Genomic DNA, 23,245 nt, shown 5'->3' on the forward strand with positions numbered 1-23,245 from the left:
AACCATGGTCATCCTCTTTCGTCTTGTCGCCGCCGGCGCTTGGCGGCCGGTCGTCTGGTCTGCGTCAGCCTCGCTCAGATATCGTCGAGCGGGAAGATCGGGCGGCGCACCTTCTTGTAGGGGCGCTCCTTGAAGTTCTTCGTCGAGAGCGCGCCGGTGTCGACCTCGATCACCTCGCGCGCGATCGGCTCGAAGGCGGCGCGGAAATGCTGCATCGACTTGACGATGACAGTCGACTTCCGCGTCGGATCGACGCCGAGCGAGGTGAACTGGGCAAGGTCGGTCGCCTGGCCGTTATGGGTGATGACGATGATCTCGACATCGTCGACCCGCAGCAGCGCCGAGAGCCCGTAATTGCGCCAGACGCCGCCGGCCATCGGGCCGTAGCAGATGAAATGTCCATCGGTCAGCGCGACGACATGGGCATCGAGATCGAGCGGGCCACCGCCGGTGTTGGGATCGACCTTGCCGCCGAGCTTGAGCTTGACGCGGTTGCCGACGCCGGCCGCCTGCGCCGCGAGCGCAGCTTCCGGATCGCGGATGGCATGAAAGCCGACATTCCTGAGGCCGGCATCGAGCACGGCGCGCAGCAGGTTGGTCGCGTCGCCATAGGCTCCGGAGCCGGGGTTGTCGGAATAATCCGAGATCACCAGCGGCTTGCCGCCGGCCTCGGGGCCAAGCGTGCCTTCGCCGGCCTTGGCCCTGGCCATCGCCTCCTTCAGCGGGGTGAAGTGGATCGAGGAGAAGTGCCGCTGCTCCCAGGCATAGTCCATCAGCTCCTCGGCGATGGCTTGCGCCTTGCCGCGGTCGTCATGGGTGACGGCGATGGAGGGGCCGATATCGTGGACATCGGCCGAGGAGAAGCCAGCCTGGACGCTGACGACCAGCGCATCGCCCGCCGCCTCCAGCGCGTCGCCACGGCGCAGCAGCTCCAGGAACGGCGGCGAGGTCGTGCGCCCGCCATCGAGCGCGTAGAGGATGGGCCGGCGCGCAACCGCGACACGCGGCTTGATCTCGCCTTTCATCGCCCGCTCCAGCAATTCGGCGCCCTGCCAGGTCCGCTCGTACTGGTCGATATGCGGATAGGTCCGGTAGGAGATCAGCGCATTGGCATTGTCGGCCATCAATTGGGTCAATGTCGCGTGCAGGTCGAGGATCGCGACGACGGGAACATCGGGGCCGACCTTGGCGCGGATGCGCTTCAGCAGCTCGCCCTCGCCGTCATCCGAGCTCCCCGTCGCCATCGCGCCGTGCAGATGCAACAGCACGCCATCGAGCCGTTCGCAGGCGGCAAGGATCATCCCGGCAAAGACGTCGAAGGCCGCGTCAGTGACGCGGCCCGAGGGATTGGCTCCGGTGACCAGCGGGTGGACAAGACTCCAGCCGAATTTCCCGGCTGCCTCGAAGGCGGCGCCCATCGAGGTCCGCGTGCCCTGGAAGGCCGCCGGCACCTCATTGTCGCGGAAGACGCCGTGATGGCGGAACACCGCCTCATCGGTGAGCTGAACACTGAACGTGTTCGTCTCGTGCATGAATTCCGCGATCAGGACGCGTCTGGCCATCGTTCGATCGTTTCCCCGAACAGTTCCCTATGGAACCATTTTTCTTGTTCTAGCGCGGTAGCGGGCCACTGCCAGCCCGCACCCGCTCATGCACCCCTTGCGTTCGCCCGCTTGCGGGCGGGGGAGGATTATGCTTGGCGCGGGTCAGGCAGCGCGGGCGGCGTGGCTCTCGCCAGGCGCGTGGCCGAGATCCTCGGGACGGGCATAGGCTCGGCCGAAGCGGTTGGCGAGGAAGGCGTCGAAGCCGATATCCTCCTGCTTGACGAAGCCCTTCTGCGGCAGCTTGCCCTGGGCGAGCAGGTCGAGCACCGCGCAGATGCCCGACGCCGTGGTGATCTGGATGGCGCTGCGCATCACGCCGCCGACCACGGCGCTGTAGACCTTGTTGGCATAGGTCTGCTGGGTCAGCCGCCCGTTCAACCGGCCGCTGGCGGTGACGAAGATCACGACCACGTCCTGCAGCGTGCTCGGCAGGGCGTTCTCGAAGATGTCCTTCAGCACGTCGCGGCGATCGGCCAGGCGCAGATCCTGCAGCAGCGCCTTCATGATCGCGCAATGGCCGGGATAGCGGATGGTGCGGTAGTTCAGGGTGCGGACCTTGCCGGCGAGCGTGTCGCAAAGCGTGCCGAGTCCGCCCGAGGTGTTGAAGGCCTCGTAGGTGATGCCGTCGAGCGAGAACTCCTCGCGCTCTTCCATCGCCGGCACCAGCACGCGCTCGCCGTTGACGACGGCTTCGCAGGGCTCGCAGTACTCGTTGATGACCCCGTCCGTGCTCCAGGTCAGGTTGTAGTTCAGTGCGTTGGACGGATATTGCGGCAGCGCGCCGACACGAAGCTTCAGGCTATCCAGCTGGTCGAAATCGCGGGCGAGGTCGGCCGCGACGATCGAGATGAAGCCGGGCGCCAGCCCGCATTGCGGGATCAGCGCCGCCTTGGCGGTCAGCGCCAGTTCCTTGACCCGCCGCGTCGAGGCGACGTCCTCGGTCAGGTCGAGGTAATGCACGCCCTGCGCCGCGGCGGCTTCGGCGATCCGCGTCGTCAGGTCGTAGGGGGCGGCCGAGAGCACGGCGAAGGCGCCGTTCAGGACCTGGGCGAGCTCGGCGTCGTCGGTGATGTCGACCCTGCGGGTCGAGATCGTCGGGCTGGTCCTGATCGCGGCGAGCTGTTCGTTGGCGTGGTCGGCGATCACCACGCGGTAATCCCCGGTTGCGCCGAGCAGGTCGGCGATGGTTGCGCCGATCTTGCCGGCGCCGATGACGACCACGTTTTTCATGGTTCCCCCGATGAATCTGTTTCTGAAAGACAGAGTCACTCAAGGTCTCGTCGGTTAGAAGCCGGCGACGCGACGATTCATATGGGTTTTCTCAGCGAAACGCCGTAAGCTTTCGGCATTATGCCGATAGACCCGACCGATCGTCAGCTCCTGACCCTGCTCACCGAGAATGCCCGCGCTCCGGTGGCGGAGCTCGGCCGCAAGCTCGGCCTGTCGCGCACCACCGTGCAGAGCCGGATCGAGCGGCTCGAGCGCCGCGGCGTCATCGCCGGCTACACCGCGCGGCTCTCGGAGGATTACGAGAAGGGCCAGGTCAAGGCGCATGTGCTGATCACCGCCTTGCCGAAGCTCGCGGCCCGGGTCGAGACGGAATTGCGCCGGATTCCCGAAATCAGGACGCTGCATTCGGTCAGCGGCCAGTTCGACATGATCGCCGTGGTGGTCGCGCCCTCGATCGGCGAGCTCGACGGGCTCATCGACCGGATCGGCGCGCTCGAAGGCGTCGAGCGCACCATGTCCTCGATCATCCTCTCGACGCGGATCGAGCGCTAGCTCAGGCCGGCAGCACTCTTGCCCCGATCCGCGCCGCAGCATCGCGCAGCGCGTCGAGATGCACCGGATGCCCTTCCGGCGCGACGATCGAGGTCAGCGAGGAGATGCTGAGCGCCCCTGCGAGCGCGCCCGAACGGTCGAAGATCGGCACGCCGACGCCGGTCAGGCCGATGAAGAAATCGTCGGCTGCAAGCTCCCAGCCCTGCGCCCGAATGCGGTCGGCCTCGCGCCAGAGCAGTTCGGGGTCGGTCTGGCTCGCGGGGGCCCGCTTGGGCAGTTCAAGTGACAGCGCCAGCCGGCGCCGATCGTCGTCGAGAAAAGCGAGCAGCACGCGCGGCCCGCCGCCGCAGTTCAGCGGCGCCTGTGCCCCGACCGCGAACCAGGTCGCATCGACATGCGGCAGCGAGGCGCGGACGCGATCGACGCAGAAGCCGCGCCCGGCGATATGAACCCAGAGGAAGGCGGTCGCGCCGGTCTTCTCGGCGATCGCGGTCAGATACGGGCCGGCGATGTCGCGGAGTTCGCGACCGGTCGTGACGGCGCCGCCGAGTTCGATCAGCCCGACGGCCAGCGCATAGCTCTGCGAGCGTTCGTCATATTCGACGAGTTCGTTGAGCTGGAGGGTCAGCAGGAGGCGCCGCGTCGTGCCCTTGTCGAGGCCGACTTGCCGCGCCAGCTCGCTCAGGCCGAGGCGAGGGTGCTCCGGGCGGAAGGCCTTGAGCAGGGCTATAGCGCGATCGACCGCGCGGACGATCGGCACGCCCGGCGGCAGTTGCGCAGTCCTGTCCAGGTCATTCTGGTTCATCGCAAGTGTGGGTAGGCCATGTTCGTTTGCTAAGCGTGTCGCCTAATAACACGACATGTCAATCCTTGACACGGAATTTGTCTCTCGCTTTCATGGCGGCGGAGCTTGCCAACGGGCGCCCGATCGGGTGCGATCCGCCTGAGCTGGCCGGTGAACGAAAAACGGGGACGCCTGGACCGCTGCGTGCTGCGGATCTCGGCGCTGGGAACGGAGAACGATGATGACCGGATTGAGATTTGGCCTGGCGCTCGCCGCCTCCGTCCTGGCGCTCGGCGTGGCGCAGGCGCAGGAACCGAAGAAGGGCGGCACGGTTCACGTCGTCGTGCAACCCGAGCCCCCAATGCTGATGCAGGGGCTCAACCAGAACGGCCCGACCAACATGGTCGCCGGCAACATCTACGAATCCCTGCTGCGCTATAACGAGAAGCTCGAGCCGCAGCCCTCGCTCGCCAAGAGCTGGGAGATCTCGCCGGACGCCAAGGTCTACACCTTCAAGCTGCAGGAGGGCGTGACCTGGCATGACGGCAAGCCGTTCACGGCCGACGACGTCGTCTTCACGCTCGACAAGTTCCTGCGCGAGGTCCATCCGCGCTGGCGCCCGATCGTCAATGCCCAGGTCGAGAAGATCGAGAAGGTCGACGACCTCACGGTGAAGATCACGCTGAAGCAGCCCTTCGGTCCGATGATCATGACGCAGGAGGTCGCCTCAGCGCCGATGATCCCCAAGCACATCTATGACGGCACCGATTATCGCGCCAACCCGGCCAACAACACGCCGATCGGCACCGGTCCGTTCAAGCTGAAGGAGTGGAAGAAGGGCTCCTACATCCACCTCGTCAAGAACGAGAACTACTGGCTGAAGGGCAAGCCGAACCTCGACGAGATCTACTGGCAGATCATCCCGGATGCGGCGGCGCGCGCCGTCGCCTACGAGACCGGCAAGATCGACGTTCTGACCGGCGGCTCGGTCGACGTCTACGACGTGGCGCGCCTCTCCAAGCTGCCCAACACCTGCATGACCACCAAGGGCTGGGAGATGTTCGCCCCCCATGCCTGGCTGACGCCGAACGTCCGCAACGGCGTCCTCGGCAACAAGCAGTTCCGCCAGGGGCTGATGTACGCGATCGACCGCGAATTCGGCCGCGAGGTGGTCTGGGGCGGGCTCGGCAAGCTGCCGACCGGCCCGATCTCGTCGAAGACCAAGTTCTATTCGGCGGACGTGCCGAAATACGCCTTCGATCCGGCCAAGGCGAAGGAGCTGATCAAGGCATCCGGCTACAAGGGCGAGACGATCCGCCTGCTCAACCTGCCCTATGGCGAGACCTGGACCCGCTGGACCGAGGCGATCAAGCAGAATCTCGAGGATGTCGGGGTCAAGGTGCAGGTCGAGAACACCGACGTGCCGGGCTGGACCCAGAAGGCCAGCAACTGGGACTTCGACCTCAACTTCAACTTCCTCTACCAGCTCGGCGACCCCGCCATGGGCGTGGCGCGCAGCTACATCACCAGCAACATCGCCAAGGGCAATCCCTTCGCCAATGTCGGCGGCTACTCCAATCCCGAGGTCGACAAGCTCTTCGCCGAGGCAGCGATCGCGCCGACGGACAGTGCGCGACAGGAGCTTTACACGAAAGTGCAGAAGCTCCTGGCCGACGAACTGCCGGTGCTGTGGCTGCTGGAGATGGACTTCCCGACCATCTACCGCTGCAACGTCAAGAACCTCGTCACCACCGGCATCGGCGTCGACGACGGCTTCCGGGATGCCTGGAAGGAGTGACGTGATCCGACAGGATCACGTCATGCTCGGGCCTGACCCGAGCATCTCCTGCAAGAGATTCTCGGGTCTGCGCTTCGCTGCGCCCGAGAATGACACCAGCGGAACCTGAATGAACCTCGCGCAATTCCTCGCTGGCCGCCTCGCGAAGGGGATCGTCGTCCTCTTCGCCATCGCGGTGCTGAACTTCTTCCTGATCCGCGCCGCCCCTGGCGATCCGGCGCAAGTGCTGGCTGGCGAGGCCGGTGCCGCGGATGAGCAACTGCTGATTCAGCTGCGCGAGCGCTTCGGGCTCGACCAGCCGCTGCTCACCCAGCTCTGGGTCTATCTCAAGGGCTATCTCAGCTTCGATCTCGGCTTCAGCTATCGCCAGCAGCAGCCGGTGCTGAGCCTGATCCTCGACCGTTTGCCGGCGACGCTGCTGCTCACCGGGGCGGCCTTCATCGTCTCGCTCGGCCTGGGCACGCTGATGGGCGCGCTCGCCGCCCGCCGCGCCGGCCGCTGGCAGGACAGCGTCATCACCACGCTGGCGCTGGTCTTCTATGCGACTCCACTGTTCTGGGTCGCGCTGATGAGCCAGATCGTCTTCTCGCTGAAGCTCGGCCTCGTGCCCAATGTCGGCTACGAGACCATCGGCGCGAACTATACGGGGCTCGCCCGCGCGCTCGACATCGCCAGCCATCTCGTCCTGCCGGCCCTGACGCTCGGCCTGTTCTTCACGGCTCTCTATGCGCGGATGATGCGGGCCTCGATGCTCGAGGTCGCCGGCGCCGATTTCGTCAAGACCGCCCGCGCCAAGGGCCTCGGTCCCGGCGTGATCTCGCGGCGCCATGTCGCCCGCAACGCGATCCTGCCGGTGGTGACGCTGGCGGGTCTCCAGGCCGGCCAGCTCGTCGGCGGCGCGGTGCTGACCGAGACCGTCTTCGCCTGGCCCGGCATCGGGCGGCTGATGTTCGATGCCCTGGTGCAGCGGGACTATTCGGTGCTGCTCGGCGTCTTCTTCGTCTCCTCGGCCATGGTCGTCGGCTTCAACATTCTGACCGATATCGTCTACCGGCTGGCCGATCCGCGCATCGAGGCGGTGTCATGAGCTTTCTCAAGCGCTTCGCCCGCAACCGCGGCGCCCTGATCGGCCTTACCATCCTGGTCGCGGTGGTGCTCTTTGCCATCCTCGCGCCCTCGCTCTATCCGCAATCGCCCTGGCGGACGGTGGCGCGGCCCTTCCTCGCCCCCTTCGTGATGGAGCGCTTCCCGCTCGGCACCGATACGCTCGGGCGCGACATTGCTTCGGGCCTGGCGCATGGCGCCCGCGTCTCGCTGACGATCGGGCTGGTCTCGACGATTGTAGCGCTCTTGATCGGCGTGCCGCTCGGCGCGATCGCCGGCTATGCTGGCGGGTTCGTCGACGATGCGCTGATGCGCTTCACCGAGTTCTTCCAGACGATTCCCTCCTTCGCACTCGCCATCGTCCTGGTCGCGATCCTGCAACCCAAGCTCGGCTCGATCGTGCTCGCCATCGGCGTGGTGAGTTGGCCGCCGGTGGCGCGATTGGTGCGCGGCGAGGTGCTCTCGTTGAAGACGCGCGAATATGTCCAGGCCGCGATCACCCTCGGCCAGCCGACTTCGCGCATCATCTGGAGCCAGGTCCTGCCCAACACGATCGCGCCGATCATCGTGATGGGCTCGCTGATGATCGGCTCGGCGATCCTGCTGGAATCCTCGCTCTCCTTCCTCGGCCTCGGCGATCCCAGCCTGATGAGCTGGGGCTACATGGTCGGCGCGGGCCGCACGCGCCTGCTCGACGCCTGGTGGATCAGCTTCTTCCCGGGCGTCGCGATCTTCCTGACCGTGCTGGCGCTCAACCTCGCCGGCGAGGGTTTGAATGACGCAATGAACCCGCGCCTTGCCCGGGAGAGCGAGTGATGGCCGATCCCGTTCTCTCGATCGAAGGCCTGAAACTCGCTCTGCCGGTGATGGCCGACCGCCCCTACGCGGTCGAGGATGCGACGCTTGCGATCGCCGCGGGCGAGACGCTCTGCGTCGTCGGCGAATCCGGCTCCGGCAAGTCGATGATTGCCCATGCGGTGATGGGTCTCCTGCCCAGGGCGGTGAAGCCGGTCTCGGGCAGCATCAAGCTCGCCGGCCGCGACCTGCTGGCGCTGTCGGAAGACGCGATGCAGGACGTGCGCGGCCGAGAGGTCGGCATGATCTTCCAGGAGCCGATGACCTCGCTCAACCCGGTCATGCGCGTTGCCGACCAGATCATCGAGACCTTCGAGGCGCATCGGCTGCTGAGCAAGCCGGAGCGCTATGCGCGGGCGCTCGCTCTGCTGACCGAGGTTGGTCTACCCGAGCCCGAGCGACTGGCGCGCGCCTATCCGCACGAGCTCTCCGGCGGCCAGCGCCAGCGCGTGATGATCGCGATGGCGCTGGCGCTCGAACCCAAGCTGCTAATCGCCGACGAGCCGACGACGGCGCTCGATGTCACCACACAGGCGCAGATCCTCAAGCTGCTCGACAATCTCCGCCACAAGCACGGCACGGCGGTGCTGTTCATCACCCACGACATGGGCGTCGTCGCCGAGATCGCCGACCGCATCGCCGTGCTGGAGAAGGGCGTGCTGGTCGAGGAGGGCACCGTCGATCAGGTGCTGGGCTCGCCGCGCCATCCCTATACGCAGAAGCTGCTCGCCGCCGTGCCCTCGCTGACGCCGCCGGAGCGGCCGGCGCTGCCGGACTCAAAGCCGGTACTCACCGTCGAGAAGCTCGGCAAGGTCTATCGCAAGCGCGCCTTCTTTCGCCCCGGCCGCGAGGTCAGGGCGGCCGATGATGTCAGCTTCACCCTGGTGCGGGGTGAGACGCTCGGCCTCGTCGGCGAGTCCGGTTCGGGCAAGTCGACGGTCGGGCGCTGCTGCCTGCGCCTGATCGAGCCGGATTCGGGCCGCATCATGCTTGGCGATCTCGCCATCACCGACCTCAGCGTCGCGGCGCTGCGCCCGCATCGCAAGCGCATCCAGATGGTCTTCCAGGATCCGTTCGCCTCGCTCAATCCGCGCCAGACCGTCGGCCGGATCATCTCGGACGGCCCGGTCGCGCATGGCGTGTCGCGCAAGGACGCGCTGGCACGGGCGAAGGAACTGCTCGAACTGGTCGGCCTCTCGGCCAATGCGATCGACCGCTATCCGCATGAATTCTCCGGCGGCCAGCGCCAGCGTATCGGCATCGCCCGCGCGCTTGCGCTCGAACCCGATGTGCTGGTCGCGGACGAGGCGGTTTCGGCGCTCGACGTCTCCGTGCAGGCGCAGATCCTGACGCTGATCAAGGATATCCAGCAGCGGCTCGGCCTCGCCATCCTGTTCGTCACCCATGACCTGCGTGTCGCCGCGCAGATCTGCGACAAGATCGCGGTGATGCAGCGCGGCAAGATCGTCGAGAGCGGCCCGACTGCGGCGCTCTTTGCCGCCCCCCAGCACGAGTATACCCGCCAATTGCTCGCCGCCGTCCCGGGCGGGGAGCGGTTCGGGCGGTGAGCCCATGCGTCATTCTCGGGCGCAGCGTAGCGGAGACCCGAGAATCTCGTGACCAGATAGCTGGTTTCCGAGATGGTCGGGTCAAGCCCGACCATGACGAGCTAGCCAAACGCTTGCCTATGTATCGGAGACCCCAGCCATGCCGCTCGACCTCGCCTTGCGCGACCGTATCCTCGCCTCCGTCGAGGCGGGCTTTGCCGAGCAGATCGCCTTCACCCAGGAGATGATCCGCTTCCCCTCGACGCGCGGCGACGAGCACACCGTCCAGGACTTCGTCTTCCGGGCCCTCAAAGCGCGCGGCTTCACCTTGGACCGCTTCGCCATGGACCGTGAGGCGATCGGCCGCCATCCCGGCGGTGCGCCGTTCTCGGATACCCATTCCGAGGCGCCGATCGTCGTCGGCATCCATCATCCGCGCGAGGAGAAGGGCCGCTCGCTGATCCTGCAGGCCCATGTCGACGTGGTGCCGACCGGTCCGGCCGAGCTCTGGACGCACCCGCCCTTCGATCCCGTCATTGACGGCGACTGGCTCTATGGTCGCGGCGGCGCCGACATGAAGGCCGGCGGTGCCGCCAATCTTTTCTGCCTCGACGCGCTCCGGCGCATCGGCCTGCAGCCGGCGGCGACCGTCTATGTCCAGTCGGTCGTCGAGGAGGAATCGACCGGCAACGGCGCGCTGATGACGCATCTACGCGGCTACGAGGCCGATGCAGTGCTGATCCCCGAACCCGAGGAGGAGATGCTGGTCCGCGCCAACACCGGCGTGCTCTGGTTCCAGCTCGAGGTTCGCGGCGTGCCGGTGCATGTCCGCGAGATGGCGGGTGGGGCGAACGCGATCGACGCGGCCTATCGCGTCATCGGCGCCCTGCGCGAGGTCGAGGCGGCGCTGAACCGCGAGAAGATCGGCCGGCCGCATTTCGAGGATGTCGCCCACCCGATCAACCTCAACATCGGCAAGATCGAAGGCGGCGACTGGGCCTCGTCGGTGCCGTGCTGGTGCAAGGTCGACTGCCGCATCGGACTCTATCCCGGCATGTCCGCCGACGAACTCGCCAAGCGCATCGAGGCCAAAGTGCTCGCCTTCGCGCGCACCGACAATTTCCTCTCGAACAATCCGCCCAAGGTCGTCTTCAACGGCTTCTGGTCGGAAGGCTATGTCCTCGAGCCCGGCAGCGAGGCCGAGGCCGTGCTCGGCCGTGCCCATCAGGGCGCAACCGGCAAGACGCTGAAGAGCTTCATGACCCCCGGCTATCTCGATACCCGCGTCTACGCGCTCTACGACAAGGTGCCGGCGCTCTGCTACGGGCCGATCTCGGAGAACATCCACGCCTTCGACGAGCGCGTCAGCCTGGCGTCGCTGAAGCGCATCACCGGCACCATGGCGCTCTTCGTCGCCGAATGGTGCGGCGTTGAGCCGGTCGCGGGCTGAATGAGGTAGGCTGGATGCACGCCTGTCGTGCATCCAGCTTCCGTCGAAATGGCATGACGCCGCCAACGCATCCTCCCGCATAGTCTGTTCATGCCGTCCGCTCCCGCCCGCTCGCTCCTGCTCGTCCCGCTGCTCGGGCTGCTCTGGGGTTTCAACTGGCCGGCGGTCCGGATCTCGCTGACCGAGATCGCGCCCTGGACCCTGCGGGCCGGCGGTATGACCTTTGCCGGCCTCGCGCTGGTCGCGGTGGCGCTGGCGCGCGGCGTCAGCCTCAAGGTGCCCGCGGCGCATTGGCCGAGGCTGATCGTCGCCGGCATCCTCTCGATCGCCGCCTTCAACATCCTGCTCGCCTTCGCCCAATTGATGGCGCCGACCTCACGCGCCGCGATCCTGACCTTCACCATGCCGGTCTGGGCGACGCTGATGGCCTGGCCGGTGCTGGGCGAACGCTTCGATCGGCCAAGGCTGATGGGATTGGGGCTCGGCATCGCCGGACTGCTCTGCCTCGGGCTGCCGCTGATCCAGGCTGGGCAATTCTCGCCGGGGCTTGCCCTGGCATTGCTCGCCAGCCTGAGCTGGGCGCTTGGCACCATCGTCACCAAGCGCTGGCCGGTCGCGGCGCCGACGCTGACGATCGCCGCCTGGCAATTGCTGATCGGCGGCGCGGCGGCGGGCATCGGCATGCTGATCTTCGAAGGTGTTCCCGTGCCGAAGGCCCTGTCTGCGCCAGTTACAGCCGCGCTCGCTTTCCATATCCTCGGCGCGCAGGCGCTCGCCTATTTCCTCTGGTTCACCGTGATTGCACGGCTGCCGGCCGGGATCGCCAGCCTCGGCACCTTGATGGTTCCGGCTGTCGGAGCGTTGGGTTCGGTGCTCCTGCTCGGCGAGCGTCCGGCGGTGAGCGACTGGCTCGGGCTGGTGCTGGTCGTCGCAGCTTCGGGTGCGATCCTGGTCTCGCCCAAGTCGGCGCGCTGACCTTGCGTCAATTTTTCTTTGTCCCACCGGGAACCTTTTGTGCAATGCCGCGTTCAGCGCGTTCGACATGTCACATGCCAAGGTTCCAAACGTGCTTCAGATTGCGGAAGGTCCGGTGACCGCCGAGCGTTACCGGCTGCTGGTGGAGTCCGTCACGGACTACGCAATCTACATGCTCGATCCGCAGGGAACGGTGATCAGCTGGAACTCCGGAGCCCGGCGCTTCAAGGGCTATGAGGATCACGAGATCATCGGCCAGTCCTTCTCTCGTTTCTACACGGAGGAGGATCGCGCCGCCGGCGTGCCGGAACGTGCCCTGCGCGTGGCCGCGGAAGAGGGCCGTTTCGAGAAGGAAGGCTGGCGCGTCCGCAAGGACGGCACCCGCTTCTGGGCCCATGTCGTCATCGATCCGATCCTCAACCCGGGAACCGGCCGTGTGCTCGGCTACGCCAAGGTCACGCGCGACCTGACCGAGCGGCGCGAGGCCGAGCAGGCGCTACGGCGCAGCGAGGAGCGTTTCCGCCTGCTGGTCCAGGGCGTCACCGACTATGCGATCTACATGATCGATCGCGACGGCATGGTCACGAACTGGAATGCCGGGGCGCAGCGGATCAAGGGCTATTGCCCCGACGAGATCGTCGGCCGGCATTTCTCGCTATTCTATCGCCCGGAGGACCGGGCCAGCGGAGAGCCCGAGCGCGCCTTGCAGACGGCCATCGACAAGGGCAGCTTCGAGAAGGAGGGCTGGCGCCTGCGCAAGAACGGCGAAGCGTTCTGGGCGCATGTCGTGATGGACCCGATCCGCGACGACGCCGGCGAGATCATCGGCTTCGCCAAGATCACCCGCGATCTGACCGACCGCCGCAAGGTGGAGGCCGAGCTCGACACGGCGCGCGAGGCGCTGTTCCAGTCGCAAAAGATCGAGGCGCTGGGCCAGCTCACCGGCGGCGTTGCGCACGACTTCAACAATCTGCTCACTGCCGTCATGGGCAGCCTCGAACTGGTCCGCCGCCAGATCAGCGACGAGCGCCAGCTCGGCCTGATCGACAATGCGATCAAGGGGGCGAGCCGGGGGATCTCCCTGACGCAGCGCATGCTCTCCTTCGCCCGCAAGCAGGAGCTCGAGCTGCAGCCCGTGGCGGTCGACGTGCTTGTCGCCGGGATGGGCGATCTGCTCCAGCGCTCGCTGGGACCGCTGACCCGGATCGAGACCGATTTTCCCGCCGATCTCGCAATGGCCACGGCCGATCCGAACCAGCTCGAGACAGCCTTGCTCAATCTCGCGGTCAACGCGCGCGATGCCATGCCGGAAGGCGGTGCGCTGCGCATCGGCGCCAGCAATGAACATGTCGGCGGTGGGCACCGCACCGGCTTGCCGGCGGGGGACTATGTCCGCCTTTCGGTGGCCGACACCGGGAGCGGGATGGACGCCAAAACGCTCGCCCAGGCGACCGAGCCCTTCTTCACCACCAAGGGCATCGGCAAGGGGACGGGGCTGGGCCTCTCGATGGTGCATGGCATGGCTGAGCAGCTTGGCGGCCGGCTCCTGCTCGACAGTCGCCCAGGACAGGGCACGACGGTGGAGATCTGGTTGTCGGCTTCTACCGCGGCAGCCATTGCGGCCGAGCCTGTCCGACTGCCCGCGGGGGACAAGGTCGAAGCTGCGGCAGCGCGCCCGCTCACCGTGCTTGCGGTCGACGACGACGCGCTCGTGCTGATGAACACCACCGCATTGCTGGAGGATCTCGGTCACAGGGTCATCGAGGCCAACTCGGGACGCGAAGCGCTGTCCGCGCTGGAGAGCAACGAGATCGATTTGCTGATCACCGACCATGCCATGCCGCAGATGACCGGTGCGCAATTGATCGCGGTGGTTACCGAACGCTGGCCGGCCCTGCCGATCATCCTCGCCACCGGCTATGCCGACCTGCCCGCAGGCGCTGGAGCCGGCGTGCTGCGCCTAAGCAAGCCGTTCTGGCAGGCCGATCTGCAAAAGGCGGTTGCCGGGGCGATGGCCCGACGCACCACGGCGGCGGCGGCCTGAGGCTTATCCCGACTTTCCGTATTTGTTGGGCGGTGGCGCTGCTGAGGCGCGTTCGATGAGCCGCGTCGGCAGCACGAGGTCGCGGTGGCCGGCGCGCCCTGATAGCTGTTCGATCAGCAGTGCCATCGCGGCCTGGCCGATCTCGCGGCGCGGCTGGTGCACGGTGGTGAGCTGCGGCTCGACCGCTTCCGCCAACACGATATCGTCGAAGCCGACGACCGAGACGTCATCAGGAACGTTGCGGCCGCGGGCGCGAAGCTCGCCCATCGCGCCGACCGCCATCTGGTCGCTTGCGGCGAAGACGGCAGTATAGTCGACGCCTCGCTCATCCAGTGTACGGACCGCGGCGCGGCCGGCTGCGAGGCCGAAATCGCCTTCGACGATGAGATCAGGATCGGCTGCGATGCCGGCATCGGCGAGGCCGGCGAGATAGCCGTCGCGACGGTCGAGGCTCATTGGATCGGGCATCGGTCCGGCGATATGGGCAATGCGGCGATGGCCGAGCTTGGCGAGATGAGCGACCGCGGCGCGTGCTGCTGCGTGGTTGTCGACCTTGACCGTCGGCAGGTTCAGCCCCGGCAGCATCTCCAGCGCAACCACGATGGGTGGCAGGCGGGTGCGTTCGGCGAGCGCCGCGGGAAAGCGGCCGACCATCAGGATCAGCCCGTCGGCATGGCGTTCCCTGACCATGTCGACATAGCGCAGGATGCGCTCGTCATCGTCGCGGGCATCGCCCATCAGCACCTTGTAGCCGGCATCGATCGCCGCCTCTTCGACGCCCTTGTAGATCTCAAGATAGAACGGATTGCTGATGTCGCGCACCAAGAGGATCACGGTGCGCGTCGCCTGGAGGCGGAGATTGCGGGCCTGGGCGTTGGGGACGAAGCCGGTCGCCTTCACGGCCTCCAGCACGCGCTGGCGGGTGCGCGCCTTGACCTTGTCCGGTTGCGCCAGCGTGCGCGACACCGTTGCCGTCGAGACACCGGCGAGGCGCGCGACTTCGGCGATGGTCGGAGCGGCTATGGGTGCGTCTTGCAAGGCCAATGATCTGGGAAAAGCGACTGCGAATCGGCAGGAGGAGGCAGGACGCCCATCATGCCGCAATCGCTGCCGGTAGGGCAGGGGTGGGCGCCCGTATCATCCGGGCGCCCGGCGTCGTCGTTACATTGCCGGGTTACTTGGCCGCGTTACTTGCCGCCCCAGCGGGCCGGATAGTTCGTCATCTGCTCGCAGCCGCAGAGCGCGTAGTGCAGCGGCGGCATCTTGTCGTTGATGTATTTGTCGAGGTTTTCGGCCGTGATCGCCGGCTGCGGCAGCTTCCAGGTCGGGCCCACGACCGGCTCGCCCTTGAGGATGCGGATCGCCGCGATCACCGGGGTGCGCCACTGATAGGTCGGATAGGTCGGCGCGATCGCGGTGAGCTTGTTCTTCTTCCACTTCTGCAGGAAGTCCTGCTGGTCCTCGCCATTGATCACCGGAAAGGGCTTGCCGGCATCCTCGAAGGCTTCGAGCGCCGCGACCGCGGTCGCACCGGCATCCATCCAGACGCCGTCGATCTTGCCGAAGCGGTTGAGATAATCCTCGACGATCGCCTTGGTCTTGGCGTTGTCACCATTGGTGAACTCGGCGCCGACGACCTTGATGCCCTTCTCCTTGAAGATGCGCTCGGCTGCCGCCCAGCGGTTCTCCAGCACATCGACACCCGGCAGGATGCGCAGCGCCAGCACCGCGCCGCCGGCCGGAATCTTCTCGGCGATGAAGCTCGCGCCCTGGATGCCGAAGCCATAGCCGCCGATCGGATTGATGAAGGTGACCGGTGCCTTGCTGTCGACGCCGCGGTCGAAGACCACGACGGGCAGCTTCTTCGCGGCCGCTTCGACCGCCGGGGTCAGTGCCGCCGTGGTGTTCGGCGAGACGATCAGCGCGTCGCACTGTCCGCTGTTGACGAAGGCGTTGATGTCCGAGATCTGCTTGTCGTCCTTGCCCTCGGCATCGGCATGGGTGAACGAGGCGATGTCGGCCTTGTTGGCGTCGACCTCGGCCTGCATGTTGGTGAAGCCGACGACGCGCCAGGGATTGTTCACGCCGGCATTGGAGAAGCAGAGCTTGTAGGGGCCCGGCTTCTTGTACTTGGCGGTGTCGACCTTCTCGCCGCCGAGATTCTGCTCCCAAGGCTTGCCCTCCGGTCCCTGCGGCGCGACCGTGAGCAGGGCCTTCTGCCGCTCGAACTCGGCGGGATCGTTGAAGTTCTGCGCCAGCGCGCCGCTCGACAGGCCTGCCAGCAGTGCGGCCAAAGCAATATGCGTCTTCATCGTCACCTCCCTCTTTGTCGCACCGCCTTGCCGGCGGCCTTTGGCGGAGCGCGTGGGATCACGTAGCTCCGAAAACTCTCAGTCTCAGGCGCGCCTCATGCGCCAGGCGCTCGACGCCACCGCGGCGATCAGGATCAGGCCCTGCACGGTCTCGCGCAGCGGCTGCGGCAGGCCCATCAGGTTGAGCAGCGTGAACAGGGCGAACAGGCTGAGCGCGCCGGCGACGGCGCCAGTCACGCTGGCGCGCCCGCCCAGCAATTGCGCCCCGCCGATGACGCAGGCGGCGATCGCCTGTAGCTCGAGCCCCTGTCCGACCGCGGTCGAAACCCCGGCGAAGCCGCCGAGCAGGATGCCCGCGGTCACCGCCGACAATGCCGAGATGATGAAGACCAGCACGCGCGTCGTGCCGACCGGCACGCCGGAAAGCTCCGCCGCGCGCGGATTGTCGCCGACCGCCAGCACCTGCCGGCCGAAGACCGTCGCGTGCAGCAGCCAGGCGGCGAGCCCGACGAAGACGATGAGGATGATCACCGAGAGCGGCATGATCCCGGTCAACGGGACGTCGCGATAGACCAGGCGGCCGAGCGCCCGGAAGTTCTCCGGCAGATAGCCGCGCGGCGCCCCGCCCGACCACATCAGCGCCGCGCCGTTGAGCGAGAGCAGCATGCCGAGCGTGGCGATGATCGAGGGCACCTTGAGCAGGGTGACGACGAGCCCGTTCACCAGCCCGACGCCGAGGCCGATCAGATAGAGCACGCCGATCGTCCACCAGGTGTTGTCGGGATTGCCGCCGGCAAGCATCGAGCCGCCGAGCACGGTCAGCGTCACCAGCGAACCCATCGACAGGTCGAAGCCGCCGCCGGCGATGACGAAGAGCTGGCCGCAGGCGAGGATGATCAGCGGTGCGGCCCGGCGCAGGAAGTTGAGGAAGCCCTCGACCTCGAAATAGCTCGGCTGCAGCACCGCGATCGTGCCGTAGAGCACGAGGAAGACGGCAACGCCGACATTGACGCCGCGGGCGAAGCGCAGCGCTGCCGACGGTCCGGACTGGGCGGCTGCGGCGCTCATGCGACATGCCCCCTGCTGCGCACCGCGTAGACGGCGACCGCGAGGATGACGATGGCGCCGCGCAGCACCTGCTTCGGGAAGGCGTCGATGCCGGTCATGTTGAAGACGGCGTCGAGCGTGGCGAACAGGAAGACGCCGGCCATCGTGCCCCAGACACCGCCGCGCCCGCCGGCGAGCAGCGTGCCCCCGATCACCACGACGGCGATCGATTCAAGATCGTAGACGCCGTCGCGGCCGACCCAGGGCGCCCCGGCGCGCAGGCGGCTGGCGAGATAGAGCCCGGTCAGCCCGGCCATCAGCGAGCACAATACATGCGCGCCGATGGTGATGCGCTCGGTGCGGATGCCGGCGAGGCGGGCGCCGTCGCGATTGCCGCCGGTGGCGTAGAGATGAGCGCCGAAGCGCGTGCGGGTCAGCATCAGCCAGATCGCGAGCGCGAGCAGGAGGAGCAGCAGCACCGACCAGGGCAGGAGCCCGATCCGGCCATAGGCGAAGGCCTGGAAGGCCGCTGGAACCGAGCCGGCGAAATTGCTGAAGCTCGCCGAGAGCAGGCCTTGCAGAATCAGCCCGACGCCGAGCGTCGCGATCAGCGGGTTGACGTCGAGCCGGGCGATGATCAGCCCGTTGACGAGGCCGACTGCCGCCGACACCGCCAGCACTGCGAGCACAGCCGGGGCGATCATCGCGGGCTCGCCCTTCATGATGAAGGAGGCGAGCACGGCGGAGACGCTGATCAGGTTGGCGACGGAGAGGTCGATCGAGCCGACCAGGATGGTCAGCGTCTGTCCGAGCGCGACGATGCCGAGGCCGACCATGCGCTGGGTGAGACCGACGAAGCCTTCGCCGGTGAGATAGGCGTGCTGCCCGGTCGCGAGCGCGGTTGCGACATAGAGCGCCAGCGAGCCGGCGAAGAGCAGCGGCGCCACCGGCACTTCGCGCGCCGGGCGGGGGGCCGCGATGTCGGCGCTGGCGCTCATGCCGCGGCCTCCGTCGTCCCGGTGCCCAGCGCGAGGTGCATCACGTCTTCTTCGCCGGCGCCGCGCTTGAGCTTCCCGGCGATGCGGCCCTGATGCATGACGAGGATGCGGTCGCTGACGCCGATGATCTCCGGCAGATCGGACGAGATCATCAGGATGGCGCGGCCGCGATCGGCAAGGCCACGCATCAATTGGTAGATCGCCGCCTTGGCGGCGACGTCGATGCCGCGGGTCGGCTCGAGGAAGATCAGCACCTTGGGATCGCGCGCCAGCCAGCGGCCGATCACGACCTTCTGCTGGTTGCCGCCGGAGAGCTCGCGGATCTCCTGCGCAAACCCGGCGGCCCGGACGTCGACCTCGGTCAATTGCCGGTCGGCGGCGGCGCGCGCCATGGTGCCGGAGCCCGGTGGCAGCAGGCGGCGCGCAAAGGCGCGCAGGGTCATGAGGACATTGTCGCGCAGCGATTGCTGCGGGGCGATGCCCTCCTTCTTGCGGTCGTCGGAGAGGAAGCCGATGCCGGCGGCGACCGCAGCGCGCGGCGAGGCGATCAGCCCATCATGTCCGTCGATAGACATGCGGCCGCGCGTGAAAGGCTCGTCGCCGAACAAGGCACGCCCAAGCGCACCCTTGCCAGAACCCTCTAGCCCGGCGACACCGACGATCTCGCCGGCGCGCAGGTCGAGAGCAATGTCGGAGAGGATGGCGTTGCCGGCATCCTTCACAGACAACACGACGGGGCCGAGCCGAGCCGGATCGCCCGGCGCCGGAAAGAAGTCGGCGAGGTCGCGCCCGACCATCAGCCTGATGATCATCGCTGGCGTCAGCGCGGTAGTGGGGCGCGTCGCGACGAGCTTGCCGTCCTTCAGCACGGTGATGTGGTCGGCGATCGCCTTCAATTCGGCCATGCGGTGCGAGATGTAGAGGATCGCCGCGCCTTCGCGTCTGAGCGTCCCGACCAGTTCGAGCAGCCGGCCGGCATCGCGCTCGTCGAGCGCCGCGGTCGGCTCGTCCATGACGATGATCTGCGCATCGAGCGCCAGCGCCTTGGCGATCTCCACCAGCTGCTGCTCGGCGATCGACAGCGATTTTACCAGCGCGCCCGGATGGACCCTGGCGCCGACACGCTCGAGCAATCTACGGGCGCCATTTTGCATGGCATCGCGGTCGAGCAGGCCGCTGCGGGTCGGCTCCAGGCCGAGGAAGATATTGTCGGCGACGCTGCGCTCGGGCAGCAGGCTGAGTTCCTGGTGGATGATGCTGATCCCGGCCCGGCGCGCCTCGACCGGATGCCGGAAGGCGATCGGCTGCCCGCTGAGGACGATTTCGCCTTCGTCGGGGCGATAGACGCCGCCGAGCACCTTCATCAGCGTCGACTTACCGGCGCCGTTCTCGCCGCAGATGGCGTGGACCTCGCCGGCACGGCAATCGAGGCTGACATCGTCGAGCGCCCGCGCGCCGGTGAAGCTCTTGCCGATGCCGCGCATCGAAAGGACCGGCGTATCAGCGCTCATGCCGCACCCGCCTCGGCCCAGCCTTGCCGGATGAAGTCGTGGCTCTCGACCAATAGCGTGTCGAGATTGGGGAAGAGGTCGCGCCAGACCCGCGTCGCCGCCGCCAGCGAGGGTAGGGCCCGCCCGAAGGCCTCGACCGTCAGCCAGCCATCATAGTCGGTGGTGCGGATGGCGCGGAAGGTCTCGGCCCACGGCACATGGCCGCGCCCGACGATGCCGCGATCGTTCTCGGAGAGGTGGATGTGGTTGATCTCGGGCGCGTAGCGGCTGTAGGCGCCGACCGGGTCACGCTCCTCGATATTGGCGTGGAAGGTGTCGTACATGTAGCCGAAGTTCGGATGCGCGACCCGCGCATGCAGCGCGCTCGCGGCTTCCATTGTGGTCAGCGCATAGCATTCGAAACGGTTGATCGCCTCCAGCGAGAGCGCGATCCCGGCCTTGCCGGCATCATCCGCCATGGCGTGCAGGGCCTCGGCGAGATGAGCGAGTTCGTCCTCGCGCGGCCCTTCGCCGGTGAAGACACCGACCGGAGAGTGATAGGGCCCGGCGATGACGGTGGCGCCGAGTGCCGCGGCGCAGTCGACCGCCCAGCGATGACGCTCACGCGCCCGCTGGCGGATGGCCGGGTCCGGCGAGAGCGGGTTGCTGTCCTCGGCGACGATGGTGACGATGGTGCGTGCAAGGCCGATCGCGTCGAGGCGGCGGCCGAGCCGCTCGTAATGGCCGACATCGCCTTCGAAGACCGGGATTTCGACGCCGTCATAGCCGATCTCGCGGATGCGTTCGCACAACGGCAGATGCGCCTCGTCGATGAAGCCGCCGACCGTCAGCAGGTTGAAGCCGATCTGGACCATGGCCCGGGCTTTCGAGGCGCGCTCAGCGCCGCAGCGCGGTGATCGCGCCGGAAAAAGCCGATGAAACGACGATGCTGATGCGCATGACCGGCACTCCTCCCTCATGCGGCTCATTCTGTGGAACCGCTCTGGATCGGATTATGTAATCGATTGCAAAACTGTCAACCGCCGAGTTTTCAGGCCTTGTTCCAGTCGGCCGGGTTGCCGATGCTGAGAGATCGCTCAGGCTTGCGGCCTATGGGACAGACGCACTAAACCCTCCGCCACTGACCGATCGAGGATCGATGATGCGGTCGGCACTGTGGCGATCACGAAGACAGGAAGCGTTCATGCGCGTCGCGATCATCGGCTCGGGTGGAATCGGGCGCGGCTATGCGGCCTATCTGGCGTCGACCGGCCATCAGCCGGTTCTGTGGTCGCCCAGCGGCGCGGCGCTGGGCGATTTCGCCGATGGAGCGGAATTGTCCGTCACCGGCAAGCTCGCAGGGGCGTTCCCGTTCGCGCTCGCCCGCGACTGTGCCGAGGCGGTGGATGGCGCCGAAGCGGTCATCGTCGCGGTGCAGGCCAATGGCTTCCGCGCAGTGTTCGAGGCGCTGGCGCCGCAGCTGCGCGCCGGTCAGGCGGTGATCGTCAGCGCGCATTGCTCCTTCGCCGCGCTCCATCTGCATCGTCTGCTGGCGGCGCGCGGGCTCGACCTGCCGATTGCCGCCTGGGCGACGACGGCGCTGACCGCGCGCAAGAGCGGCTCGCGCAGCGTCCATCTCTCCGGCATCCGCGCGCGGCTCGACGTCGCAACCTTGCCGCAGCGCCATGCCGAGGCCGGCCTCCTGCTCTGCCGCACCCTGTTCGGCGATCGTTTCGAATCGCGCCCGGACCTGCTCGCGATCATGCTGAGCAATCTCAATCCGCCGGCCCATATGGCGACCATGCTCGGCAACCTGACGCGGGCCGAGAAAGGCGAGGACTGGCCGAATTACGGCTCGATCACGCAGGGCGTCGGCCGCATCATCGACGCCATGGACGTCGAGCGGCTAGGGCTGGCGCGTGCCTTCGGGCTCGAGGTCCGCAGCGTCCAGGACCATTACCGGCTCTCCTTCGGCGTCGAGCCGGCTCCGGTTGGCGAGATGGCGGCGGAAATCTACCGCAAGCGGCCGGAGCTGCTCGGGCCAAAGTCGCTCGACACCCGCTTCATCACCGAGGATGTGCCCTTCGGCCTCGTGCCGCTGGAGCTTCTCGGCGCGGTGGCCGGCATGGAGCTGCCGCTGCACAAGGCCGGAATCGCGCTGTTCGACGCGATCTGCGCGCGGGATTTCCGTGCCGAGAACGACCTGCTCCCGGCGCTCGGGCTCAGCGGGTTGAGCGCAGCCGAATTGCATCGCCAGCTGCGCGAGGGCTAGGCATTCAGTCTCGGACCGGCTCGCCGAGCGTGTGCATCAGGCGGTTGGCCCAGCCGAAGATCGCCGCCGACAGGATGAGGTCGAGGATCTCGACTTTGGAGAGGCCGAGATCGGCGAGCTTTGCGATGTCGTCGGCTGCGGCCTCTGACGGGGTCTTCGACAGCTTGGCGGCGAAGTCGAAGATCGCCTGCTGGTGCTCCTCCAGCTCGGCGTCGAGCCCCCTGGCGAAGATCTCCTCGATCACGTCGGTGCACTTGGTCAGGGCGTTGAAGCGCGAGGCATGCACCGCTGCGCAGTAGACGCAGCGGTTGACGATCGAGGCGGCAGTGGCGCCGAGCTCGCGCTCGGCCGAGGACAGGCCGCCCTTGCCGTACATGATCGCGTTGAACAGAGGCGAGCGCACCTTCAGCGATTCCGGATCATGCGCCAGCGTCAGGACGTAGTCGGAAATCTTTTTGTTCGACGGCGTCACCTGCATGGCGTCGAGCTGCTCCGGCGTCGCCTCGGCAAGCACGACCGGCGTGACATAGGGCGACCAGCGCGGGACCTTGTCGGTGAATTCGTGGACGACAGTGCTCATGCGATGGCCCCCAGCAGCCGCAGCCCGGCGATGACGCGGGCCTGGTAGTTCACGAAGGCGATCAGCTCGGCGAGCCTGACGATATCGGGCTCGGACAGGCCTGCTGCGGCCAGCGCGGCGATGTCGGCCTTAGTCGTGTCCCTGGGCGAGAGCGTCACGAGGTCGACATGGCGGATGATGGCGCGCAACCGTGCGTCGGTGTCCGCAGCGGGACCAGCGCCCTCGGCGAAGGCGAGCAAGGCAGGGCTCTCGCCGGCCTGACGCAGCAGTTCGCGATAGTGCTCCGCGAGCGCGGCGTCGGCATTGGCGCTGGCCATGCGGGCGGCAAGTGCCGCGCGTTCGACATGACTGATACCGCCGGGCGCCAGCGGCAGCAGGACCGCGTCATGCGCGGCCTGGCTCAAGCCTAGAATCTCGGCCCGCTCGGCCAGCACCCCGGCGAGGCCGGAGCCTGCACCGGACAGGGTTTCGATGAGATGGGGGCTGCTCATCCGCATTCTCTCCCAGGCTGCCTGCGAAGCGATCACCACCAGCCTATGCTTCATGCTTGACCTGCATCAACTAGTATCTATCATCCGATTTAGGAATAATGATCCAGCCAGT

The 23,245-nt window shown here is 67.1% G+C and carries 20 protein-coding genes and 1 pseudogene; 9 read left to right on the forward strand and 12 right to left on the reverse strand.

The window, feature by feature from the left end; genetic code table 11:
- Positions 1-74: 74 nt before the first annotated feature.
- From ASE66_RS10365 to ASE66_RS33955, 3 genes and pseudogenes are all read right to left on the reverse strand, one after another.
- The gene (locus ASE66_RS10365) at positions 75-1,562 is read right to left on the reverse strand and encodes a M81 family metallopeptidase (protein ID WP_057189546.1); all 1,488 of its coding nucleotides are present in this window, start codon (positions 1,560-1,562) and stop codon (positions 75-77) included.
- A gap of 144 nt (positions 1,563-1,706) precedes the next feature.
- Positions 1,707-2,564 carry a saccharopine dehydrogenase family protein gene (locus ASE66_RS10370; RefSeq protein WP_413814260.1) on the reverse strand — a complete coding sequence of 286 codons (858 nt, stop codon included), beginning with the start codon at positions 2,562-2,564 and terminating at the stop codon, positions 1,707-1,709.
- A 3-nt stretch (positions 2,565-2,567) separates the two neighbouring features.
- Positions 2,568-2,765 (reverse strand): annotated as a pseudogene (locus ASE66_RS33955) (saccharopine dehydrogenase NADP-binding domain-containing protein); the annotation flags it as partial.
- 189 nt (positions 2,766-2,954) lie between these two features.
- On the opposite strand from ASE66_RS33955, the gene ASE66_RS10375 reads away from it, so the two are divergent.
- Positions 2,955-3,386 carry an Lrp/AsnC family transcriptional regulator gene (locus ASE66_RS10375; protein ID WP_057189548.1) on the forward strand — a complete coding sequence of 144 codons (432 nt, stop codon included), beginning with the start codon at positions 2,955-2,957 and terminating at the stop codon, positions 3,384-3,386.
- Position 3,387: 1 nt separating this feature from the next.
- Here the strand turns inward: ASE66_RS10375 and ASE66_RS10380 are convergent, their stop codons facing one another.
- Positions 3,388-4,191: an IclR family transcriptional regulator gene (locus tag ASE66_RS10380; RefSeq protein WP_057189549.1), complete on the reverse strand. Its 804-nt coding sequence runs from the start codon at positions 4,189-4,191 to the stop codon at positions 3,388-3,390.
- 217 nt (positions 4,192-4,408) lie between these two features.
- Between ASE66_RS10380 and ASE66_RS10385 the strand changes: the two genes are divergently transcribed.
- The 7 genes from ASE66_RS10385 to ASE66_RS10415 all read left to right on the forward strand — a co-directional run bounded on the left by ASE66_RS10385 (position 4,409) and on the right by ASE66_RS10415 (position 13,943).
- The gene (locus tag ASE66_RS10385) at positions 4,409-5,968 is read left to right on the forward strand and encodes an ABC transporter substrate-binding protein (RefSeq protein ID WP_057189550.1); all 1,560 of its coding nucleotides are present in this window, start codon (positions 4,409-4,411) and stop codon (positions 5,966-5,968) included.
- 109 nt (positions 5,969-6,077) lie between these two features.
- A complete protein-coding gene (locus ASE66_RS10390; RefSeq protein WP_057189551.1) occupies positions 6,078-7,055 on the forward strand; it encodes an ABC transporter permease in 978 nt (325 codons plus the stop codon).
- Positions 7,052-7,888: an ABC transporter permease gene (locus ASE66_RS10395; RefSeq protein ID WP_057189552.1), complete on the forward strand. Its 837-nt coding sequence runs from the start codon at positions 7,052-7,054 to the stop codon at positions 7,886-7,888. Before ASE66_RS10390 ends, ASE66_RS10395 begins: the two co-directional genes overlap by 4 nt.
- Positions 7,888-9,495 (forward strand): ABC transporter ATP-binding protein, encoded by a 1,608-nt coding sequence (locus tag ASE66_RS10400; RefSeq protein WP_057189553.1) that lies wholly within the window; start codon positions 7,888-7,890, stop codon positions 9,493-9,495. Before ASE66_RS10395 ends, ASE66_RS10400 begins: the two co-directional genes overlap by 1 nt.
- A gap of 139 nt (positions 9,496-9,634) precedes the next feature.
- On the forward strand, positions 9,635-10,924 hold the full coding sequence (locus ASE66_RS10405; RefSeq protein WP_057189554.1) for an ArgE/DapE family deacylase: 1,290 nt from the start codon (positions 9,635-9,637) through the stop codon (positions 10,922-10,924).
- A 90-nt stretch (positions 10,925-11,014) separates the two neighbouring features.
- The gene (locus tag ASE66_RS10410) at positions 11,015-11,899 is read left to right on the forward strand and encodes a DMT family transporter (RefSeq protein ID WP_057189555.1); all 885 of its coding nucleotides are present in this window, start codon (positions 11,015-11,017) and stop codon (positions 11,897-11,899) included.
- A gap of 67 nt (positions 11,900-11,966) precedes the next feature.
- On the forward strand, positions 11,967-13,943 hold the full coding sequence (locus tag ASE66_RS10415; RefSeq protein ID WP_057189888.1) for a PAS domain-containing sensor histidine kinase: 1,977 nt from the start codon (positions 11,967-11,969) through the stop codon (positions 13,941-13,943).
- A 3-nt stretch (positions 13,944-13,946) separates the two neighbouring features.
- Here ASE66_RS10415 and ASE66_RS10420 read toward each other — a convergent pair whose 3' ends face one another.
- The 6 genes from ASE66_RS10420 to ASE66_RS10445 all read right to left on the reverse strand — a co-directional run bounded on the left by ASE66_RS10420 (position 13,947) and on the right by ASE66_RS10445 (position 20,665).
- Positions 13,947-14,981, reverse strand: coding sequence for a LacI family DNA-binding transcriptional regulator (locus ASE66_RS10420; protein WP_244494861.1), 1,035 nt, complete (start codon positions 14,979-14,981; stop codon positions 13,947-13,949).
- Positions 14,982-15,130: 149 nt separating this feature from the next.
- Positions 15,131-16,255 (reverse strand): ABC transporter substrate-binding protein, encoded by a 1,125-nt coding sequence (locus tag ASE66_RS10425; protein WP_057189556.1) that lies wholly within the window; start codon positions 16,253-16,255, stop codon positions 15,131-15,133.
- 84 nt (positions 16,256-16,339) lie between these two features.
- On the reverse strand, positions 16,340-17,323 hold the full coding sequence (locus ASE66_RS10430) for an ABC transporter permease (protein WP_057189557.1): 984 nt from the start codon (positions 17,321-17,323) through the stop codon (positions 16,340-16,342).
- Positions 17,320-18,300 carry an ABC transporter permease gene (locus tag ASE66_RS10435; protein ID WP_057189558.1) on the reverse strand — a complete coding sequence of 327 codons (981 nt, stop codon included), beginning with the start codon at positions 18,298-18,300 and terminating at the stop codon, positions 17,320-17,322. The genes ASE66_RS10430 and ASE66_RS10435 overlap by 4 nt, the downstream gene beginning before the upstream one ends.
- Complete coding sequence (locus ASE66_RS10440; protein ID WP_057189559.1) at positions 18,297-19,811, reverse strand: sugar ABC transporter ATP-binding protein; 1,515 nt, start codon at positions 19,809-19,811, stop codon at positions 18,297-18,299. Before ASE66_RS10440 ends, ASE66_RS10435 begins: the two co-directional genes overlap by 4 nt.
- Positions 19,808-20,665: a sugar phosphate isomerase/epimerase family protein gene (locus ASE66_RS10445; RefSeq protein WP_082613338.1), complete on the reverse strand. Its 858-nt coding sequence runs from the start codon at positions 20,663-20,665 to the stop codon at positions 19,808-19,810. The genes ASE66_RS10440 and ASE66_RS10445 overlap by 4 nt, the downstream gene beginning before the upstream one ends.
- A 329-nt stretch (positions 20,666-20,994) precedes the next feature.
- On the opposite strand from ASE66_RS10445, the gene ASE66_RS10450 reads away from it, so the two are divergent.
- The gene (locus tag ASE66_RS10450) at positions 20,995-22,062 is read left to right on the forward strand and encodes an NAD/NADP-dependent octopine/nopaline dehydrogenase family protein (protein WP_057189560.1); all 1,068 of its coding nucleotides are present in this window, start codon (positions 20,995-20,997) and stop codon (positions 22,060-22,062) included.
- Between the two features lie 4 nt (positions 22,063-22,066).
- Here the strand turns inward: ASE66_RS10450 and ASE66_RS10455 are convergent, their stop codons facing one another.
- Both ASE66_RS10455 and ASE66_RS10460 read right to left on the reverse strand, forming a co-directional pair.
- Positions 22,067-22,642: a peroxidase-related enzyme gene (locus ASE66_RS10455; RefSeq protein WP_057189561.1), complete on the reverse strand. Its 576-nt coding sequence runs from the start codon at positions 22,640-22,642 to the stop codon at positions 22,067-22,069.
- Entirely contained in the window at positions 22,639-23,133 is a 495-nt protein-coding gene (locus tag ASE66_RS10460) for a CMD domain-containing protein (RefSeq protein WP_057189891.1), read from the reverse strand. The genes ASE66_RS10455 and ASE66_RS10460 overlap by 4 nt, the downstream gene beginning before the upstream one ends.
- Positions 23,134-23,245 lie beyond the last annotated feature (112 nt).

Origin of the sequence: Allobosea sp. Root483D1 (assembly GCF_001429505.1) — a bacterium.
Classification (GTDB): Bacteria; Pseudomonadota; Alphaproteobacteria; order Rhizobiales; family Beijerinckiaceae; genus Allobosea.

What these genes read in the sequence shown, in the direction of transcription:
- ASE66_RS10395 (WP_057189552.1), top strand. Translation starts at nt 7,052, where the DNA reads ATGAGCTTTCTCAAGCGCTTCGCCCGCAACCGCGGCGCCCTGATCGGC.
- ASE66_RS10445 (WP_082613338.1), bottom strand. Translation starts at nt 20,665, where the DNA reads ATGGTCCAGATCGGCTTCAACCTGCTGACGGTCGGCGGCTTCATCGAC.
- ASE66_RS10455 (WP_057189561.1), bottom strand. Translation starts at nt 22,642, where the DNA reads ATGAGCACTGTCGTCCACGAATTCACCGACAAGGTCCCGCGCTGGTCG.
- ASE66_RS10415 (WP_057189888.1), top strand. Translation starts at nt 11,967, where the DNA reads ATGTCACATGCCAAGGTTCCAAACGTGCTTCAGATTGCGGAAGGTCCG.
- ASE66_RS10400 (WP_057189553.1), top strand. Translation starts at nt 7,888, where the DNA reads ATGGCCGATCCCGTTCTCTCGATCGAAGGCCTGAAACTCGCTCTGCCG.
- ASE66_RS10375 (WP_057189548.1), top strand. Translation starts at nt 2,955, where the DNA reads ATGCCGATAGACCCGACCGATCGTCAGCTCCTGACCCTGCTCACCGAG.
- ASE66_RS10385 (WP_057189550.1), top strand. Translation starts at nt 4,409, where the DNA reads ATGATGACCGGATTGAGATTTGGCCTGGCGCTCGCCGCCTCCGTCCTG.
- ASE66_RS10430 (WP_057189557.1), bottom strand. Translation starts at nt 17,323, where the DNA reads ATGAGCGCCGCAGCCGCCCAGTCCGGACCGTCGGCAGCGCTGCGCTTC.
- ASE66_RS10450 (WP_057189560.1), top strand. Translation starts at nt 20,995, where the DNA reads ATGCGCGTCGCGATCATCGGCTCGGGTGGAATCGGGCGCGGCTATGCG.
- ASE66_RS10390 (WP_057189551.1), top strand. Translation starts at nt 6,078, where the DNA reads ATGAACCTCGCGCAATTCCTCGCTGGCCGCCTCGCGAAGGGGATCGTC.
- ASE66_RS10410 (WP_057189555.1), top strand. Translation starts at nt 11,015, where the DNA reads ATGCCGTCCGCTCCCGCCCGCTCGCTCCTGCTCGTCCCGCTGCTCGGG.
- ASE66_RS10440 (WP_057189559.1), bottom strand. Translation starts at nt 19,811, where the DNA reads ATGAGCGCTGATACGCCGGTCCTTTCGATGCGCGGCATCGGCAAGAGC.
- ASE66_RS10435 (WP_057189558.1), bottom strand. Translation starts at nt 18,300, where the DNA reads ATGAGCGCCAGCGCCGACATCGCGGCCCCCCGCCCGGCGCGCGAAGTG.
- ASE66_RS10460 (WP_057189891.1), bottom strand. Translation starts at nt 23,133, where the DNA reads ATGAGCAGCCCCCATCTCATCGAAACCCTGTCCGGTGCAGGCTCCGGC.
- ASE66_RS10405 (WP_057189554.1), top strand. Translation starts at nt 9,635, where the DNA reads ATGCCGCTCGACCTCGCCTTGCGCGACCGTATCCTCGCCTCCGTCGAG.
- ASE66_RS10425 (WP_057189556.1), bottom strand. Translation starts at nt 16,255, where the DNA reads ATGAAGACGCATATTGCTTTGGCCGCACTGCTGGCAGGCCTGTCGAGC.
- ASE66_RS10380 (WP_057189549.1), bottom strand. Translation starts at nt 4,191, where the DNA reads ATGAACCAGAATGACCTGGACAGGACTGCGCAACTGCCGCCGGGCGTG.
- ASE66_RS10365 (WP_057189546.1), bottom strand. Translation starts at nt 1,562, where the DNA reads ATGGCCAGACGCGTCCTGATCGCGGAATTCATGCACGAGACGAACACG.